18 protein-coding genes are annotated in these 16,940 nt (G+C 37.5%); 10 read left to right on the top strand and 8 right to left on the bottom strand.

Annotation, left to right across the window (positions count from 1 at the left end; genetic code table 11):
* Together ETP43_RS17240 and ETP43_RS16840 are read left to right on the top strand one after the other, a co-directional pair.
* On the top strand, nt 1-251 hold a 251-nt coding region (locus tag ETP43_RS17240; RefSeq protein ID WP_164979805.1), incomplete at its 5' end, for a hypothetical protein.
* Nucleotides 252-309: 58 nt separating this feature from the next.
* Nucleotides 310-1,452, top strand: coding sequence for a site-specific integrase (locus ETP43_RS16840; RefSeq protein WP_129259758.1), 1,143 nt, complete (start codon nt 310-312; stop codon nt 1,450-1,452).
* Here the strand turns inward: ETP43_RS16840 and ETP43_RS16835 are convergent.
* Together ETP43_RS16835 and ETP43_RS16830 are read right to left on the bottom strand one after the other, a co-directional pair.
* Nucleotides 1,433-1,903, bottom strand: coding sequence for a hypothetical protein (locus tag ETP43_RS16835; protein ID WP_129259757.1), 471 nt, complete (start codon nt 1,901-1,903; stop codon nt 1,433-1,435). The genes ETP43_RS16840 and ETP43_RS16835 overlap by 20 nt on opposite strands.
* A gap of 374 nt (nt 1,904-2,277) precedes the next feature.
* Nucleotides 2,278-3,840, bottom strand: coding sequence for a hypothetical protein (locus tag ETP43_RS16830; RefSeq protein ID WP_129259756.1), 1,563 nt, complete (start codon nt 3,838-3,840; stop codon nt 2,278-2,280).
* A gap of 614 nt (nt 3,841-4,454) precedes the next feature.
* Here ETP43_RS16830 and ETP43_RS16825 point away from each other — a divergent pair.
* Entirely contained in the window at nt 4,455-5,162 is a 708-nt protein-coding gene (locus ETP43_RS16825; RefSeq protein WP_164979804.1) for a recombinase family protein, read from the top strand.
* Nucleotides 5,163-5,254: 92 nt separating this feature from the next.
* Here ETP43_RS16825 and ETP43_RS16820 read toward each other — a convergent pair whose 3' ends face one another.
* Together ETP43_RS16820 and ETP43_RS16815 are read right to left on the bottom strand one after the other, a co-directional pair.
* Nucleotides 5,255-6,058: a hypothetical protein gene (locus ETP43_RS16820; protein WP_129259754.1), complete on the bottom strand. Its 804-nt coding sequence runs from the start codon at nt 6,056-6,058 to the stop codon at nt 5,255-5,257.
* A 58-nt stretch (nt 6,059-6,116) separates the two neighbouring features.
* Nucleotides 6,117-6,947, bottom strand: coding sequence for a response regulator transcription factor (locus ETP43_RS16815; RefSeq protein WP_129259753.1), 831 nt, complete (start codon nt 6,945-6,947; stop codon nt 6,117-6,119).
* 281 nt (nt 6,948-7,228) lie between these two features.
* Between ETP43_RS16815 and ETP43_RS16810 the strand changes: the two genes are divergently transcribed.
* Together ETP43_RS16810 and ETP43_RS16805 are read left to right on the top strand one after the other, a co-directional pair.
* A complete protein-coding gene (locus ETP43_RS16810; RefSeq protein WP_129259752.1) occupies nt 7,229-7,786 on the top strand; it encodes a hypothetical protein in 558 nt (185 codons plus the stop codon).
* 198 nt (nt 7,787-7,984) lie between these two features.
* A complete protein-coding gene (locus ETP43_RS16805; RefSeq protein WP_129259751.1) occupies nt 7,985-8,617 on the top strand; it encodes an HNH endonuclease in 633 nt (210 codons plus the stop codon).
* A gap of 33 nt (nt 8,618-8,650) precedes the next feature.
* On the opposite strand, the gene ETP43_RS16800 is transcribed toward ETP43_RS16805, so the two are convergent.
* The 4 genes from ETP43_RS16800 to ETP43_RS16785 form a co-directional block, all read right to left on the bottom strand.
* Complete coding sequence (locus ETP43_RS16800) at nt 8,651-9,322, bottom strand: cobaltochelatase CobT-related protein (RefSeq protein WP_164979803.1); 672 nt, start codon at nt 9,320-9,322, stop codon at nt 8,651-8,653.
* Between the two features lie 227 nt (nt 9,323-9,549).
* Nucleotides 9,550-10,710 carry an RNA-guided endonuclease InsQ/TnpB family protein gene (locus ETP43_RS16795; RefSeq protein ID WP_129259749.1) on the bottom strand — a complete coding sequence of 387 codons (1,161 nt, stop codon included), beginning with the start codon at nt 10,708-10,710 and terminating at the stop codon, nt 9,550-9,552.
* Complete coding sequence (locus tag ETP43_RS16790; RefSeq protein ID WP_164979807.1) at nt 10,643-11,296, bottom strand: IS607 family transposase; 654 nt, start codon at nt 11,294-11,296, stop codon at nt 10,643-10,645. The genes ETP43_RS16795 and ETP43_RS16790 overlap by 68 nt, the downstream gene beginning before the upstream one ends.
* Nucleotides 11,297-11,370: 74 nt before the next feature.
* Nucleotides 11,371-12,471 (bottom strand): AAA family ATPase, encoded by a 1,101-nt coding sequence (locus ETP43_RS16785; RefSeq protein WP_129259748.1) that lies wholly within the window; start codon nt 12,469-12,471, stop codon nt 11,371-11,373.
* 718 nt (nt 12,472-13,189) lie between these two features.
* Between ETP43_RS16785 and ETP43_RS16780 the strand changes: the two genes are divergently transcribed.
* The 5 genes from ETP43_RS16780 (at nt 13,190) to ETP43_RS16760 (ending at nt 16,940) form a co-directional block, all read left to right on the top strand.
* A complete protein-coding gene (locus ETP43_RS16780) occupies nt 13,190-14,008 on the top strand; it encodes a hypothetical protein (RefSeq protein WP_129259747.1) in 819 nt (272 codons plus the stop codon).
* A 175-nt stretch (nt 14,009-14,183) separates the two neighbouring features.
* Nucleotides 14,184-14,483 carry a hypothetical protein gene (locus ETP43_RS16775; protein WP_164979802.1) on the top strand — a complete coding sequence of 100 codons (300 nt, stop codon included), beginning with the start codon at nt 14,184-14,186 and terminating at the stop codon, nt 14,481-14,483.
* Nucleotides 14,480-15,013 carry a signal peptidase I gene (gene lepB, locus ETP43_RS16770; protein WP_129259745.1) on the top strand — a complete coding sequence of 178 codons (534 nt, stop codon included), beginning with the start codon at nt 14,480-14,482 and terminating at the stop codon, nt 15,011-15,013. The genes ETP43_RS16775 and lepB overlap by 4 nt, the downstream gene beginning before the upstream one ends.
* 20 nt (nt 15,014-15,033) lie before the next feature.
* Nucleotides 15,034-16,188: a ParM/StbA family protein gene (locus ETP43_RS16765; protein WP_129259744.1), complete on the top strand. Its 1,155-nt coding sequence runs from the start codon at nt 15,034-15,036 to the stop codon at nt 16,186-16,188.
* Nucleotides 16,189-16,196: 8 nt separating this feature from the next.
* A complete protein-coding gene (locus tag ETP43_RS16760) occupies nt 16,197-16,940 on the top strand; it encodes a hypothetical protein (RefSeq protein WP_129259743.1) in 744 nt (247 codons plus the stop codon).

The following is a 16,940-nucleotide window of genomic DNA, read 5'->3' as shown; positions in this document are numbered from 1 at the left end:
TGCCCGCCCTCTTTCTTTCCTTCTTCTCTTCCTTATTTTTACACTCCCCTTCCGCTCTTCAAAACAACAATATAATTCCCTTTAATATAGAAGAAAAAAAGAATAAAAAAAAAGAAAAAGAAAAGAAAAAAAGTAATCAATTAAGAAGTGGCAAAACAAATTATTGCGATAATCTTCAGCAACCAGACAGTCAAGGACGGAGGACAAGAAGGAAAAAGAAGGGGATGATAGGAAACGTTTCCTTGAAGTGATTGCGCGGAATTATTTATTATGTTACAATGTCTTTACCAATAATCTGGAGGTGATTCTATGTACAATATACATAATGTAAAAAATATCTCACTGAGCCTGCAGCTGAAAAACCTTTGTAACGATACGCCCTGGTATATCAAAGGCTTCGCTTCGTCCCTGGACTCTTATGCTCCGTCCACACGCTATTCCTATGTCCTGACGATTACTACTTTCCTTGATTTCGTACACTCTTCCGTCCCTGCATATGAATCCTTTGACAGGAAACATATGCCTGTTTCTGTTTTTCGCTCTGTCTCACTGGAGCTGTTTGATTCCTATCTGCAGTCGCTCCATGTTAAGGACACTGAGAAAAAAGAGGTTTCTTCCCTCTACTTAAACCGGATCATTGCTTCTTTCAAAGCATTCTATCTTTATCTGGAAACACAGAGGATATCTTACACCTGCACGATTTCGGAGACAAAAAGAAGACCGGTTGTCAGAATTCCACGACATCCGATCTCTGAAAAGGATATTCTACGTCTGATCGATGGTGTGAAAAGAAATGATACATATCTGTTGCAGGACGGCAGCAGTTGTTCCTGTGAACTCATCCCCATACCTGATGAAGCACTCCTTCGCCGTGAAAGGACAATCTCACGAAATGTATCCATCCTCTCCCTTCTTTCTTATGATAGTCTGTCCGTGATCGAGATCGCCGGTCTGGATATCGATTCTATCAACTGGGCCGATCACACCTTATCTGTAATGACACCCTCGGGTGATGTGGTACAGAAGCCCTGCTCTGACACAACACTGGATGCTCTCCGCACATATCTTCATGCGCCGGATGTCCCTGCAGATTTGTTTAATGGATTTTCTTCTGTTCAAAAAGAGGAAATCCTTGATTTCTGTAAAAAAATCATGACAAACGTAAAAGCTGCTGACCTTGCACAAAAAAAATTCCAGCGTGAAGATCCTTCTTTTGCAGATGCCATCCTTACCTGTTGCCATTACCTAAGGAACAGTGGCCGCCGGTCCTTTGCACCGCATCCTTATGACCGTGCGCTCTTTTTATCCACCCGTTCCAAACGTATCTCAGTACGTATGATCGAACATATGGTGAAGGTTATGTTAAAAACATATCTTCCAGAACTTTGCGCTTCCATGCCAATCAGTGTCAAGGATCTTTCTTTACGACACCTCACACAGGATCCACTGTAGTAATACTGTAGAATATGGATATTGTACCAACTATTTTTGCATACAAACAACTGTTTTTTAGATACCAAAAAGAAGCCTCTATTAACAGCAGAGGCTTCCTTTTACTGTTTTTTGTTACATTGACATATGCACGTTCCAATCCCAGTGTCGTTTTCCCATCTTCGCACCTTTGAGCAAACGAAGGTTTGAATTTCTTAAGAAGAAATGGATCCTGTGTGATTCCTAAAGATTTTATATTTTCAAGAAAACTTTCTTGCAGATACTCATAAGCTGCAAGAAGTACTCCATATCCGATCGACTCCTGATCAATACCATAAATGCGATAGACATTTTCTTTTTTTGTCACCTGTGCGATCTGGCCACTGAGATAAATGCAATATGAAACTTCCGACTCCGTAACAACTGGAATAAATATAATACAAAAGAATTCCTCTATGTTCCTTTTTGCCATAATATTCCATTTCGTAATACGGCCGGATGGAAGCCGGAGACATCTGTACCTCTATCAATGCAAAACTTCCAGCTTGCTCTCCGTTCTCCAGGATATCATATTCCCCGGACCGGATAAATTCTTTCCCTGGTTCTCGTGAATTGCCGTCGTGATCCCAATCATACAGTTCCCCTGCAAATTCTTCGCCCAGTTCTCCCGTACATCTTATTTCGTACCAGGTATCAAACAGGGTCAATCGAATACCTACTGTCTCTGGTTCAATCACCCAGTCAATAAAAATCTTGCCAATGAACGCATCGTTTTTTTATGTGCAGCATTGCATGGCCTTTTATATGTATTAACTCCATTATTTTTTACATGATCTCATCCCCGTCTTATGCAACTTTTTTTAATTCTGATTCTACCGCAAAAACAATCGTTACATCTAATCCGTACATATTTGCTATTGTATTTTGCAAAATATCCGAATACTTTTTTGTTATATAATCAGCTGCCTGTGGTTTTCCTTTTACTTTGACGATGAAAATATCCGAACTGCTAAGATACAGTTCCATCGGATCGATCCATGTCTGTTTTTGAAGCTGTGAGATTTCACTTTCACCACTTATGCAAATATCATTTTTCACTCTCTCAAAATCGATAAGATAATTTCGTTTATGCTTTTCGCACCTAGTGATCATACCGGCAACAATCTGACTTCTGTTTTCGCTGACCATCATACGCAGTTCTTCTGCTGTTACTGTTACTTTTTCTTCATTAACCAGGAATTCTTTTATTTCATTCGTGATCATTTTGGATATATAAGCGGCCTTCTTTTCGATCCTTGTCTGTTTGTCAGCCGACCGCATACTTAATAAGTTGGCTAAAAACATCTGCATCATACGATCAGATCTTGTTGAACCATTATAATTCTGGTCAAGCAATGCCTCTGGTACATTTTTTAATTTTTTGACAATGCCTGCAATTTCACTTCCATTAAGATCCTTACCAGAATATTCCTTCACTTTTTTGCATAACGGATCTTCCAGAACTTTCTCATCCGCACGGGAGTTTTTTCCCTCATTTATAATAGCCTTATCTAAATCTGGAACGATCTCATACGAAATAACATATCCCATCACCGATGATCGTTCCCCTGTTTTTTTTTCGTAATAAAAAACATTACCATTTTGCTCACGGCTGGACAATTTGATAGCTTTTGATGTTTCGGCAATTTCGCGCAGGGCCTTGTTTAAAACCTTGTTCTCAAAAATTGTTCTGTCAAAATGCACTTTCATTTTTCCAGGATGTTCAGGATCATTTCTTAACTGTGTGTACAAGGTGTCTGACATACCAAATATTTTTTTTAACTCTTTGACAGTAAAGAATGCACGGTTGACTTTAACCGAATTCATCGACTTCCCCAGCAGAGCCAAATACAGGCATGCCGAATAGGGCGTCGTTACTCCTCTCGCCGCCCGCGGAAGTGCATAAATATCATCGACCCATATCTTTTTATAATAACGACGAACAACTCCGTTTTTCACAAACATCTCAAAATGTTCTTTTAAAAGTTCTGGATTAATAGAATGTGACATGTAGCCACGTACATTATCTCCCGTGGATGCGTAAAACAGCTGCTGGATATTCCAACTGTCCGGTTTATCCGGTTCGGAAAGATCTATTTTCGTTTCAGCAATCACTTTTTTATATTGTTCCTTTAAGTACTGACGTCTTTTGTGCATATCTTTCTTGACGCCAAGAATGTCTATGGTTTCTTTGATATCCGTATAAACGATATGCTCATTTTCTTGTGAGGCCAAAATCTGGCTTAATACCATAAAGGTGAGTTTTGCTTGTGTCAAATCTCCAAACTGCATATATTTATTTAGGATTTCATTGGAGATTGAAACATAAGTGTGCTGCATGGGCAACACTGCGCTTGAATCTTTAACCATTATTAATTGCTCCTTGCTTGAATTGTAACCATATGTTTTGTATATTAGGCACCCTTGTCAGTCATACTCAGGCACCCTTGTCAGTCATACTTAGGCACCCTTGTCAGTCATACTCAGGCACCCTTGTCAGTCATACTTAGGCACCCTTGTCAGTCATACTCAGGCACCCTTGTCAGTCATACTTAGGCACCCTTGTCAGTCATACTCAGGCACCTTTGTCAGTCATACCATATTTACTATATTCTATTTATATATAGAACTATATAGATTCAATAAGACTATATAACTACGTATCCTTCGGATACGTGTTCCTTTTGTTAACATTACATTCCTGTTTCGAAAACAAAAACAATATTTCTTTTTTATTATAAATAAAGCCATAGATCTAGTCAAGAGAAATACAAAGGAACAAAAGTATGTGTTTCGGTAGACTGAAAGAGTTTTTTGCTTGAATTTAAAATAAAAAAGTATGTGTTAATAAGGACTGTCAGTGTTTGCACAGTCCTTGTATGAATTAATAGTATGTGTATAATACGACATTTCTTTGCAAATCGTGCTTTCCTCTGGTATAATAAGCCTATAAAACCAGTACTTTTACTATGAGGAGACCAGTTATGATATATGCTTATGCTTCTACTTTAAATGCTCGTGGACGTCTTTCATCTCAGAAAACAGCTATAAAAACAAGATATCCCCGTGGAACAGTTATGCTTGGAGAAGTTCTCTCCGCTGATACTGCCGGTGCGCCAGGACCGGAGATGAAAAAGATCCTTGACCGGATCCAGCCGGGAGATACCTTTGTTGCAACAGAAGTTCGTAGGTTAGCCAGGGAAAAAGAAGATGCCTGGAATATATATGTATTTTTGATTTCGTCAGATATTCATACTGCATTCTTGTCGAACCCATTTCTTGATAGCAGGATTGTAAAGGAAAGTTATGATACCTACTCTTCTCTTCTTGCGACGCCTATCAGTATCAAAGATTTTCTTGAGAAGGATGTTTTCATCCGCAATCTTTTTGATTATCAATTTGATAAATTCGATATTGCTGTCGAAAATCGAAAAGCAGGACGTCTGGCGAGTGGTTTAATGAAGGATCCGGATGAACCTTTCATTACAAAGGGAACCACTTATGTCACATCCCGATTTGATGAGTGCAAGGATTTTATTGTTGCAAACAGCACTTACTTCGATGGAGATATGAACGATAAGACACTACTCTCCCACCTGACTATTGGCCGTGATACGTACTATAAGTATAAAAAAATCCTTCTTAAAGAAAGAATGAAAAATTTCCAAGAAGAAAATGTTAAAGACAAATAGAAAGTTGATATTGTCTCATTCTAAAGAAGTATGCCAGAGCATCGTTGTAGTTTGAAAAAAAACAAAAAAAGAGGTCGTCAATTTTGCCGGCCTCAAAATAATGTGGTTCCTTTCAATGCATCGGGAAGATCAACGGAATTGATTCTTCCATAGTCGTCATATGTCACATGGACGGTAAATGATTCTACTGTGATCCGGATCCCCGTTTTATCCGCAACTAATTCAGCCACCTCTTGTCCGATAATCTTGCAGTCAGCGGTAAGTTCTTTTGGAAGTCCGTCAGAATTCAAGATGATCGTTACCGGCACGTTTTTCTGTGTCCATTGAAATTTGTTAAGATTATATTCGTGGCACGGATCCAGAGTTACATTCAGCAGCTCGATCAGATCCTCGCCATCTAGTGTTGATGAATAAGCATCGGTTGTCTGCTGTTTGCCATTTTTCTTCATATGTTCGATCAGGTTACTTAAAAGATAATCTTGGCAAGTGCTGGTCGGATGGTTTAATATCTTCCAGTCTTCTTTCCCTTTTTCACTCGTCATTCCAATGTAATCAGTGCTTTCTTGTGGTACATATCCTGAGATATCAAAAGTGGAGGAAGATGTTGTTCCGAGAATTTCCATGTATCTGGAATATCTCCAGTTCTCCTGGTAGTTTGGTGCGTTTACGACAACTCCGTCCCCGGTAACATGAATCAGATAGGGTACATCACCATTGTCACTGGTTATAGATCCTTTAAAATCAAGAACGGTCTTGATCGATGCACTATCGGATGTTGTTAGTTTCTGGGATGAAGAATCGATAGAATAAGAATCGCTCTTTTTTAAGCCAAATGCATATCCGCAAAGTCCAAGGATGGTTGCTGCGGATAATAAAATAAATATTTTTTTACGCATAGAAATCATATCATCCAGTTAATATAGTCATACACGGTCATGCAGAACGGATGCATAACTATCTTTCATGGATACTCCTTTCTTTATTAACGTTGAATTGATTTTTGAAATTATCAGACCAGGAAAATTCAATAAGGAAATCGTTCCAGTCATAATGGACACTACTACTGCTCTCCCACTCATAATAGTCACATCGAGTGATCATATCGGTATCCAAGGAACAGCCGGTCGGTGTGCGTTTTAATAAATCGGATATTCCCGCAGCGTTCAGACTTTCTTCTAATCTCTTGATTGCATTGTAATAGGTATTATGCTGCCGGTTGGTGTCAAATTCTTTTTCCGGCCATACAACAGATTCAATTTCCTGGCGTCCGGCGAATGCCCCATGTTTCCAGATCAGATAGGCAAGGATTTCCTTAGCCTTTCCTCGAAGAGAGATTTCCTCACCGTTGACAAGGACTGCAAACGTGAGAAATGTCTGGACGACGACCGTTTTCTTTTCCAGAAAATGTTCGGCCACAAAAAGTAGATCTCTACATCTGTTTCGTAGGGATGTTATATGGAACGGTTTCATAAGATAGGCATCGGCTTCCAGTTGGATTGCCCTTATAAGCCTGGACGGATCACATAAAGAATTTAACAATACGATACGAAAAGCAGATGGACATATTTCCTGAAGAAGAGATGCAGCTTCCAGGGCATTTTCCAGCATAATATCAAATACGATCAGATCTACAGCATTATTTGCAACAAATGCGATTGCTTCCGTATATGAAAAAAAGATACCGATCGTGTTAAGCTGCGATACTTCAGCAGACACTTCTATGAAATATTTTGAAGTTTCGGATGTTTCATCTACAATCATGATGGTTTGCAGTGTTTTTGCCATTTGTATTCCTCTTCAATTCTTAATTGCGAATACCAGAAACTCATATAATTGGGACTTGAAAAAAGAACTGGTGTTCGCTATAGTATAGGCATGAGTTTTCTTTTGAACCCATAGGTGAAATTCGGATGTTTCAATATTTGTAAATGAAACGCTATGGATCACTATAAGTATGCCTGAGCAACAAGAAAAACCAAAAAAAGTGTGTAAAATGTGTGTGGTTATAAGAAAAGTTGAGTTGTTATGGCATACTTTGATTAAGAAAAAAAAGAGAGGTCGTTATTATGTCATATTCACGGAACATTATTGCATATGAAAATTATATATTAGGAAAAGAAAAGTTTGATTTAGCACCAAATATGCCAAAGAAGGAAAAATTTGAAGCAGCCAAAGAAGTGATTCGCTATGCTTTTTCTACTCTGCTCGAATGGTCGCCGGAAGAGGCCATACATCATGTTACAAAGCAACTTCTGTGCGATTTGAAGCTATTTCCCTTTATTGACAATTATTATATTTTTCCAGACGATTTGGTTCGGGATATGGATTACGATTATATAGTATCACTCGCCTATGGGATCCCTGTAGATTACAAATTTCAGTTATTGAAACACCAGGCATTGATTGCATCCGGAGTTGAAAAAAGTTATAAGAAGGAATTATTCTCGGGTCCAATGGGGGCTACACGCGCCGCTTATCTGCTTATGGAAATGATTAGTACAACAATTTCAATTTCTGATGTAAGTTGTCAGAAATTCGGGGGGGGTGGACATATATTGAAAATTTATATGCCAAGTTTTCAGACACTGCCACGATCAATAAAGTGCTGTCAAAAGCAGGATTGAGTCATGCATGCAAAGTGTTATACAACTCTCCCCTGGAATTTTTACATTATTCCTTACATCCGGACGTAAGAGATCAGTTATTATTTGGTGTATATGAGTTTGATTACCTTTTTGAAAAAACGGAAAAAACCATGAAAGTAGATGCGAGAAGGAGCAGAAAAACAAACGTAGAAAAAGTGGATATAGAAGGGACGGCGAATGAATAAGGAGATATATGTTTTTGAACTGCATCCAAGGGAATATGGATTTTCAAAATCAAAAAAGGGATGGGAAAAGAAATTCCCTCCGCTCTCACGAAAAAGTCAATTCAAGTATACTTTTCGTGCTGATAAAAGTATGATATCTGTATACCGGCAACGTGCGAAACAGATGCATGTGGATTGTCATGCCTATAAGCGTGAGTATGCGCGCAACAATACCTATAGAAAAAAATTTATGGAAAAGCATCCTCCAATTGCAGGAAGGTATCGTTGTTGGTATTGTGGGAAAAGATGCAGAAATATTACAGTTGATCATATTTATCCGGTAAAGCAAGTTCAGACAGATGAACGGTTGCAAAGAAAGCTAAAGAGAAAAGGAATACGGAATGTAAATGATGAAAAGAATCTGGCTTTTTGCTGTGAGAAATGCAATAAAAAGAAAGGAAAAACTATTGGGAATTATCCGAGAAAAGCCGCTTTTGGGAAACATGAAATGTATTGGGTATTAGTTGGTATCGTTCGTATATTTATAATACTTATAGTCATAGGATTGTGTTTGTGCTTTTTAAAGCCTAATACAGCAGTGGGACAATTTCTTGTCGATTTGTTCCGGAAAATAAAAATCAGTTAGTGAAACGTTTACAAACGTCACTAACTGATTTTTTTATAGCCATTTTCTTAAGATGTTTTTTAATTGTCTGCAGACTGCAGACGTAAGTTCATTGATATCCTGCACGTCAATGAACCTTCCTTGGTACATTTTCTTGAGTTCTTTGCAATGATGAATGCCGATGCCGATACCAAGAATATCAGACACTTTTTTAGCCTCTATTATCGCCAATGAGGTATCCTTAACTCCGTCTGTGGCATGATACCGCATACATGCAGGTGCACCGTCTGATATCACGAATAAAAGTTTGTGCTCAGCCTTCTTTTTTTTTAAGATCTGGGTAGCGAAACGGATAGAATACCCGTCATCATTGTTCGCATTTGCGTTCAGCTTTACGAGGGATTTTCTTTCCGCCTTGTTGTTGGTCCATGTCACATAATGATTATGTAACACATCACACCCGGCTGTATCCGCAGTAAATCCCATGATATAGCATGGGATTTTGAGGGAGGCAAAGGATTCGGCAAGGATTACGGCGGTATCCTTTGCAAGCTTGATTTTCTCACCATGCATAGAGCCGGATGTATCGATCAGAAGCATAACTGCCATATCATCGATATTTTTTTTCTCTTTACGCTTGTCGAAAACCTTAACGGATGTGTGGTCGAGATCTCGTTTTAGGGAGTATTTTCCGGATGTCGTTCGGCTGTAAGTATCATAATCCAAACGAAGTAGACTCTTTATGCTGCTGGTCAGCATTTTTATGCTGCCACTCAAAATGTGTTGAAATATACTCAAACACATCGAGAAATTGAAGCCCTTGCGGATACTTCTTACTGCTTCGATGTGTATGCTTTGGCGATTGTAAACAATACGCTACTCACAAGTTCGTGTACACTCCACAGTCGTAAATTCCTGCGATAGCCCGCAGTACATACTTACGTTTGCGTTCATTATGCAACTTCGTAAGTTAAAGCATCTCTTAGATTAAGAGCAGCATTGAAATCCCTATCCTCGACATAGCCACAATTACAACGGTATATTCTATCTGAAAGCTTCAAATCTTTCTTGATAGCACCACAGCAATGACATATTTTGGATGATGGATACCATCTGTCTACGACTCTTAATTCAATACCATTTTCATCACACTTAGCTTTGAGCTTAGTTCTAAATTCATAGAACTTTTGTGACGCAACGGCTTTTGATAGATGTCTGTTCTTCATCATTCCTGATACATTCAAATCTTCAATAGTTATATAAGATGGCTTGGTTTTCACTATCTCTGCTATTGATTTATTGATATAATCCGTACGGATATTATCTATTTTATGATGAAGTCTTTGTACTTTGAGCTTTTGCTTTTGTATATTCTTTTGAGTGGACTCTCCTTTCTTTAAATTTTCATACTTGCGTGAGAGACATCTTTGTTCTCTACGCAGTTTCTTTTCCAATTTTTTAATTCTTGCTGACTTATTGATATTTTTATAAGTTTTACCATTGGAAACAATCGCCAAGTCTTTCAAACCCAGGTCAATTCCTATACCACCATTGCTATTATTAGCAATTTTAGCGTCAGGAATTTCTACAAGAACTGACACATAGTATCTGCCTGCTTTGATGGATACTGTACCGCTTTTGATTTTCCATCCCTCTTTAGTTGTTGGTATATAACCTTTTTCTTTAATGCGTACCCAATCTAAAGTGGGTATGTTCAACCTATGTCTCTCGCATCTACAATCTTTAGGATTATTCTTTACGAAATACATTTTTACATCAGACTTACCTTTCCTTTTGAAATTAGGAAAAGCACTTTGATGTTTAAAAAATCTTGTAAATGCAATACATCCATCTTCAATGGACTTTTTTACAGCTTTTGAATACACTTCTTTCATCCATACTTTATCAGGATTATTAGGAATGTACTCATTATTGAGCCATACGCTGAAACTCTTGCCAGTCATAAACTTTTCACCGTTATCGTATAAAGCTTTGTTGTGACTGAGATAAAAGTTGTAAACGTACCTACAAGTGCCGATAGTCTTGTTAATCTTGATTTTTTGCTCGACTGTCGGATTTATTTCCGTTTTGAAGCTCTTTAGCAATTTCCTCATCCCTTTCTATTTGTTTTTTATACTTACGAAGTCCATACAACCTGCAAGAGAACACATGGAGTATAGAAACAATATCCTGTACGAGTTCTTCCTGTGGTGATAGTTCTTCATTATTCACTACCACTATGTTTGTATTAAACTTCATACAGAATTTTTCAAACCAATCATAGCCAAATCTGACAAATCTATCTTTATGTGTAACTATAATAGTTTTGATTTTTTGTTCCATTACTTCATCTAATAATTGATTCCACTTTTTACGATTGTAGTTAAGCCCACTTCCATAATCTTCAATACATTGATCTACAATGATACCTTTAGCATTGCAAAACTGACGTAAAAAAGTTACTTGGTTTTGTAAATCATCTTTTTGGTTTTTTGTAGATACTCTGGCATAAATAACAATCTGACGATTATCGTTTTCAGTATTTATACCCTTAAACTGAAGATATTGGTCATAAGTATAATAACGCCTATCAGTCGGAGTCCGATTTGCTTTCAGAATCCCCTCTCTATCCCAACGTTGTAACGTTTTGACTGAGACACCCAATAATTCAGCAAAATCTTTTGGTTTGTAATTAGTGATATTAGATGTGTTCATAATAATGCCCTCCATGAGTATATTTTAACACATTTAATCACTATTGACAATGAATTTGATTACTTAAAGTTTCCTCCTTTTTCCACGCATTTCAGTGTATCAGTTTCTACAGACACTGCTCTTCCATCAATCATCTTTGTTTTTCCTTCGTATTCGTCCTCATCTGTGTTATGAGAATTCGAAACCGTGTAAATAGGAAGTCCAGTTGCTGCAGCAAGCATATAAGCGAGTTTGGTCTTTCCGGTTCCAGGTTTGCCACTTAAGGTAAGATTAATGTAGTCGTTACCTATAGCAGTAATTCGGTCTTCTCCTTTTGCCAGATCAAGATCCGGAAGACGTTTTAATACTTTGTCGGTTCGGTACTTGATCTTTTTAAGTATGGATTGAAATTCGTAATTTGGAATATAGCCATCCAGTTGCTGCAAGGACTGTACATATTCGGTTTGTGAATCTTCCCAGGAGAAATCAACCAGGAATTTTCCGGCTTTGCAATCATTTATGAAAATACGAAGATCGTTTTCTTCAACGTTTTTCTTTTTCTTTGCCTTTCTGAAAGCAAAGCCTGGTTTTACTGTGTTGGTTCCTTTTAATTCCGGAATTTCTCTAGGATTTGATGAACGAACACACGCTAATAACGTGGACTCATCCACAATATTTGAGTGGATATATGGATGATTCTCTTTTTTTAATGTTCCGTAATAATATGAATCGCACAACAGTGCAATCATTTGATCGTCCGAAACAACAGAAAAAGCGTTGTAGAGTTCGAATAGTTCAGAACATATATGGTTGAATTCTTCATTTTTTCGACTAGCAAGTGTGTGAACGAACAGCAACGCTACAATGTCAGCTGGTTCTGGACGCCTATTAGTTGAAAGGACCATATCAGAACTCAAGATTCCTTTGAAGCCGGACCGCTCCATATATACTGCTCCTGCATCCAACTCTACAAATGCATAGGGCGTACTGGTTTCAGATACAAATTGATCAAATGCCAGTGCAATCATAGAAATTTTCGCATCGGCATTGTTACTAGCAGTTCTGTGTTTGCTTTTTGTAGTACCACTTGTCATTCCTATAGTAATCCCAGGACAACAAGTCAACTGTTTTTTTAGTGCTGTGGCATAAAGTAAAGTGTTAATTCTAAATGAATCAGACATGGTGTTGGTTCCTCCTTATTTTTTCTCCAGATTTTCATTTAACATATAAAGAGTGCCCAACAATCAAAAAAAAAGAAAAAAATCCACCTTTCCAGTGTACGGCTATCTGAAAAGGTGGAATGCCCTTTGACTTTATCGGATTATGAATTTAGAACATACAGCTAAAATAAGTAATGTAAATGGGATCAAGATGCAATTTGAAAAAAACAAACTGATTATTTTGGCGGTATACATAAGAAATACAAGGATGTAGACGAGACCTATACCAATTAATAAGAAAAACATTTTTTTATATCTTCCAAAGACAGAGCCCTTATCTTCAAGGTCTAAATCAGCTGAAAGTTTTGTTTTATAATCTGTTTCTTGAGACATAATATCGTTATTATAGTTATCTTCCATAGCTACACTTCATCTGCCACTCAAAATATGTGTAAATATACTCACGTTGAGATAATGTAGACTCTCACGAGTTCCACTTACTATTTCATCGTGTATGCTTTGGATTGACCGAAATCATATCTACTCACAAGTTTTTGTATATTTGTTTTTTTGAGTGGACTCTCCTTCCTCTAATTTTTAATTGAAAGCTAATCTAACAACATATTCACTATCTAAATAAAGTATGCCATAGCGTGTCGTATTTTTCTGAATTATTCTGGTAAAAAGGTATACTTAATCTAGGTAGTATATCAATCTATATCAAGGAGGAATCAATGTAATGAGCGCAGAAATGACATATGTAAATGAATTTGTTGCAAGAGGTATCGTTCTTAACATAGGATGGAACGAATATAGAAAAACGATACTAACATTGCTTGTAAAGGAAAGAAGAGGAAATGTCCTTAAATTGGATATTAATTTGGAAACAAAGACAAATGTTAAAATTGGAAAAAAGGACCGCGTGATAGTAACAGGTTACACCAGGGGCTTTAATTATCATAATGATTCGTTAAGAAAAGATTCGGAAGTAATGTTCTTTGTGGGTACAAGTGTTGAAAAAGAAACTACGGAACTGGCAAAAAGATTCGGCGGAGACATTGGAACCTTTTATCCAGAGCCGGTTTTTCGTTCGTTTGTAGCCGGAAAAGTAATCAAATCAATCCCCCCGACTTTGGGAAACAACTGGGCGAAACTGATTATTGAGACTGCAGGAGGTGGAAACGATATGCGTGCATCCAGATTTACTCTTCGGTATTACACAGGAGGACGTCTGCCCGTTTTCGATTATCAGGAAGGAGATGTCATCTGTGCAAGACTCTCTGCATATACACCAGAAAAAAAGATCAATGAAGCAAAGACGATACGCTTCCAAAATCTGAATGTTGAAGACATCGCATATTTGTACAAATCTCCAAGAAAAGCTGAAAAAACAATAGCACTTGATGTAGATTGTGGCCTTATACCAGCAGCAACTGGTCTTCATGGATTCGGAATTCAAAAAAATGAACAACTAGCAAATAAGGAGTCTGTTCCAGATGTAGCTGAATCCAGGGAAGAAGTTACTGAAATTGAGAATTTGATCAGTGGTTCTCTGTAAAAATCAAAAACAATAAGAAAAAGCTGCTCAAAAGCAGCTTTCTTTCTAGGTAGCTTATATGAGAATCAAAGGGGTATAAATTTTCTGGCATACTTTAATAAAGGAGATAACAATGATAAAAAAATTTTGGGAATACATCCACTTATACTGTCTGAATCACGAGGAACCTATTCCTATGACAATCATGGAAGGAGATACGGCCTTTTTTGCATGTCCTCATTATATGATTAAGGATGAAAAACATCCATATGGTCGAGAACAGCAAGAAAAGATGTGCGTAAACCGGTTGAGTTTCACGCAAGCCACAAAAATCGTTGATAAATTCATGAAAATCATTGATGCTGATGGATTTAATGCAGTTGGAACCGATTATAAAGGGCTTAAATTCAAAGTGAGTGGAATTGATGTACGAATTTTAAAATACTCACAATCAGACATCCGGATCGGTGTTTGGAACAGGAGAAGTTCTAAATGAGAAAGAAAACAATCAGGGTTCTTTCGGAAGAAAACAACGTATATATCTTGTTTTATATAGCGATTGGAATTCTCTGCATTACACTTTTGGCAATCGGTCAGATCTTTCATCCGGCAACAATAGTTGGAAACTCCATGGAACCGACTTACAAGGATGGAGACATCGTATCGACATCAGTTTTTCATTCGAAAACTGATACTGTAGCTGTTGACGATGTAATCATTTTTGATGATGAAGTGTATGGAAAAAAATTAATAAAACGTGTTGTTGGTGTGGAAGGCGATACTATTCAGATTGTGGGAGGTGTTTTATATCGAAACGGTATCGCTGTCAGAGATGACTTCGCCAAAATAAAGGATGCAGGCATTGCTTCAAAACCACTAAAAATAGAAAAAAATAAAGTGTTCTGTCTGGGTGACAACCGGAACAATTCAACAGACAGCAGAGAGTTTGGTGAGATATCCTACGGAAAAATAGATTTTATTGTTAATCGAATCCTTTTAAAAAATGAAAAAGAGAGGGAAAAATAGTGATCAACACAAAGGAATTTATGACAAAAACAGAGTATATCGACAGAAAGGATGTGTCGCCGAGGGAGGATGTTTATTTAATCGGAATTGATATTGGATACTCGGCTGTAAAATGCATATCTGAAAATACGGCAGCGGTGTTCCCATCTTTTGCTATCCCAGATAATAAAATGGGTACATTTGGAGATTTGGGTAGTGAATTTATCCGTTATAGAAATCTTGTGACCAATGAATGCTGGCTTGTCGGGAAAATAGCTGCTTCTGTCCTGTCTGACGATGATACAAGCGTATCAACACACTCGTTGTGTCGAAGAGATCGGTTCCAGGATCCTATGTTTCGCGTTATAACAGAAACCGGACTTGGACTTGCATGTATCAAAGACAAAAGCGAAACCTACAAAAAAAAGAAAATATATGTCGAAACGGGTCTTCCACCACGCTATATGACAAAAGGTGCTTCTGACTGCGAGGATCTGACCGAAATCATTGCAGGTAAACATAAATTTTCATTGCAGTTAGGGCAGGAAAAACCGGTTGAGTTTGAGATGATTATTAGTTCTGATGCGGTTCATATCATGCCACAACCAATGGGAACATTATTTTCAGCAGCTGTTAACAATGAACATGAGATGCTTCCGATTGCCGCAGATTTATTGAATAAAAATGTATTGATTTTCGATGGCGGATTTGGAACACTGGATTTATATCCGATAAAATCCCATGTAATTCAGCAGAGTGAAACATATGATCACCTGGGAATGAAAAGAGTTATCGAGGAAACAGCAGATGTAATCCGGGAACGGTTTAAAAAGGATATTTCCGTGCCAGCAATGCAGAAATATTTAGAATCTGGGCGGTTCCGTTGGTTTGAAGCGAAGTCTTTTACAACCCGTGAGGAACCGTTGGATAAAATTCTTGAAGAAAGCAGCAAGAACATATGTGATGAAGCAATCGAAAAAACTTTCCAAGTGTATCATGTTTACGAATATGATTATCTGCTTGTAACGGGAGGCACGGGTGCAGCGTGGTTTGAACAGATCGGAGAAAAACTGAAAAATATGGAAACCTTGAGCATTATTAGCGGTGCACAAAACGATTCACTGCCAGATATATTCTCTAATGTCAGAGGATATTATATGTTTCGCTATAGTGACCTCGCTTCTCGAAAGGAGTAGTGATTGGTGTGTATTTAGAGATAAGATATTACAAAAGATTCGATCTGGATTTAATCGCATTGATACAGAATGGCGTAGACTTAACATCTCAGCTCCCTGCTATCATCAAGGCATACGCACATGGGGAAACGTATCATTTTTATGTGCCGTCATCCTTTTGTAAAACAGTCGATTTAAACGAGCAAAAACAGATACATAACAGGGTTACAATTACTGATGAAAAAAGTATTCAATTATTGAGTAAAGTAAGGGAAGGTTATCGGAATACGTTTTGCAAAATATTGCTTCGCGAAGCTTTGTTACATCAAAATCTTAGTGCATTCTTTTTGGATCAAGAAATCATTCAGAAAGAATGTGCAAGAGTTCAAAACATGGATACAGACACGGAAAATATAGTTACTGCTACTACTGCTTCTTTCAAAGGGCAACAGAAAAAAAAGAATGAAAGTAGAAAAATGAACAAGGATCGAAAAGATAGAAGGTTTATAAAAGTAATCTCCGATGAAAAGAGTAAACAGGAAGCCATGGATGAGAAAACGAAGAGACTAGATAATAAAACGCCATTTGACAATGTACTATTTGCAGAAAATAATGAGAAAATTTCTGAGATTAAGGAAAATGATTCGAAAAAAAATCCGGATGAAATACTGTCTTTTGATGCCACGGAAAATAAGATGAATACTATGAAAGAAAATTCTGAAAACAAAAACACTTCTGACTTGTTTAGTATTTTCAGTTCGATGATTAATTAA

The sequence above is a fragment of the Blautia faecicola genome, assembly GCF_004123145.1.
Classification (GTDB): Bacteria; Bacillota; Clostridia; order Lachnospirales; family Lachnospiraceae; genus Oliverpabstia; species Oliverpabstia faecicola.
Note: the sequence above shows the minus strand (reverse complement) of the source record. Positions and strands in the feature narration are given on the sequence as shown.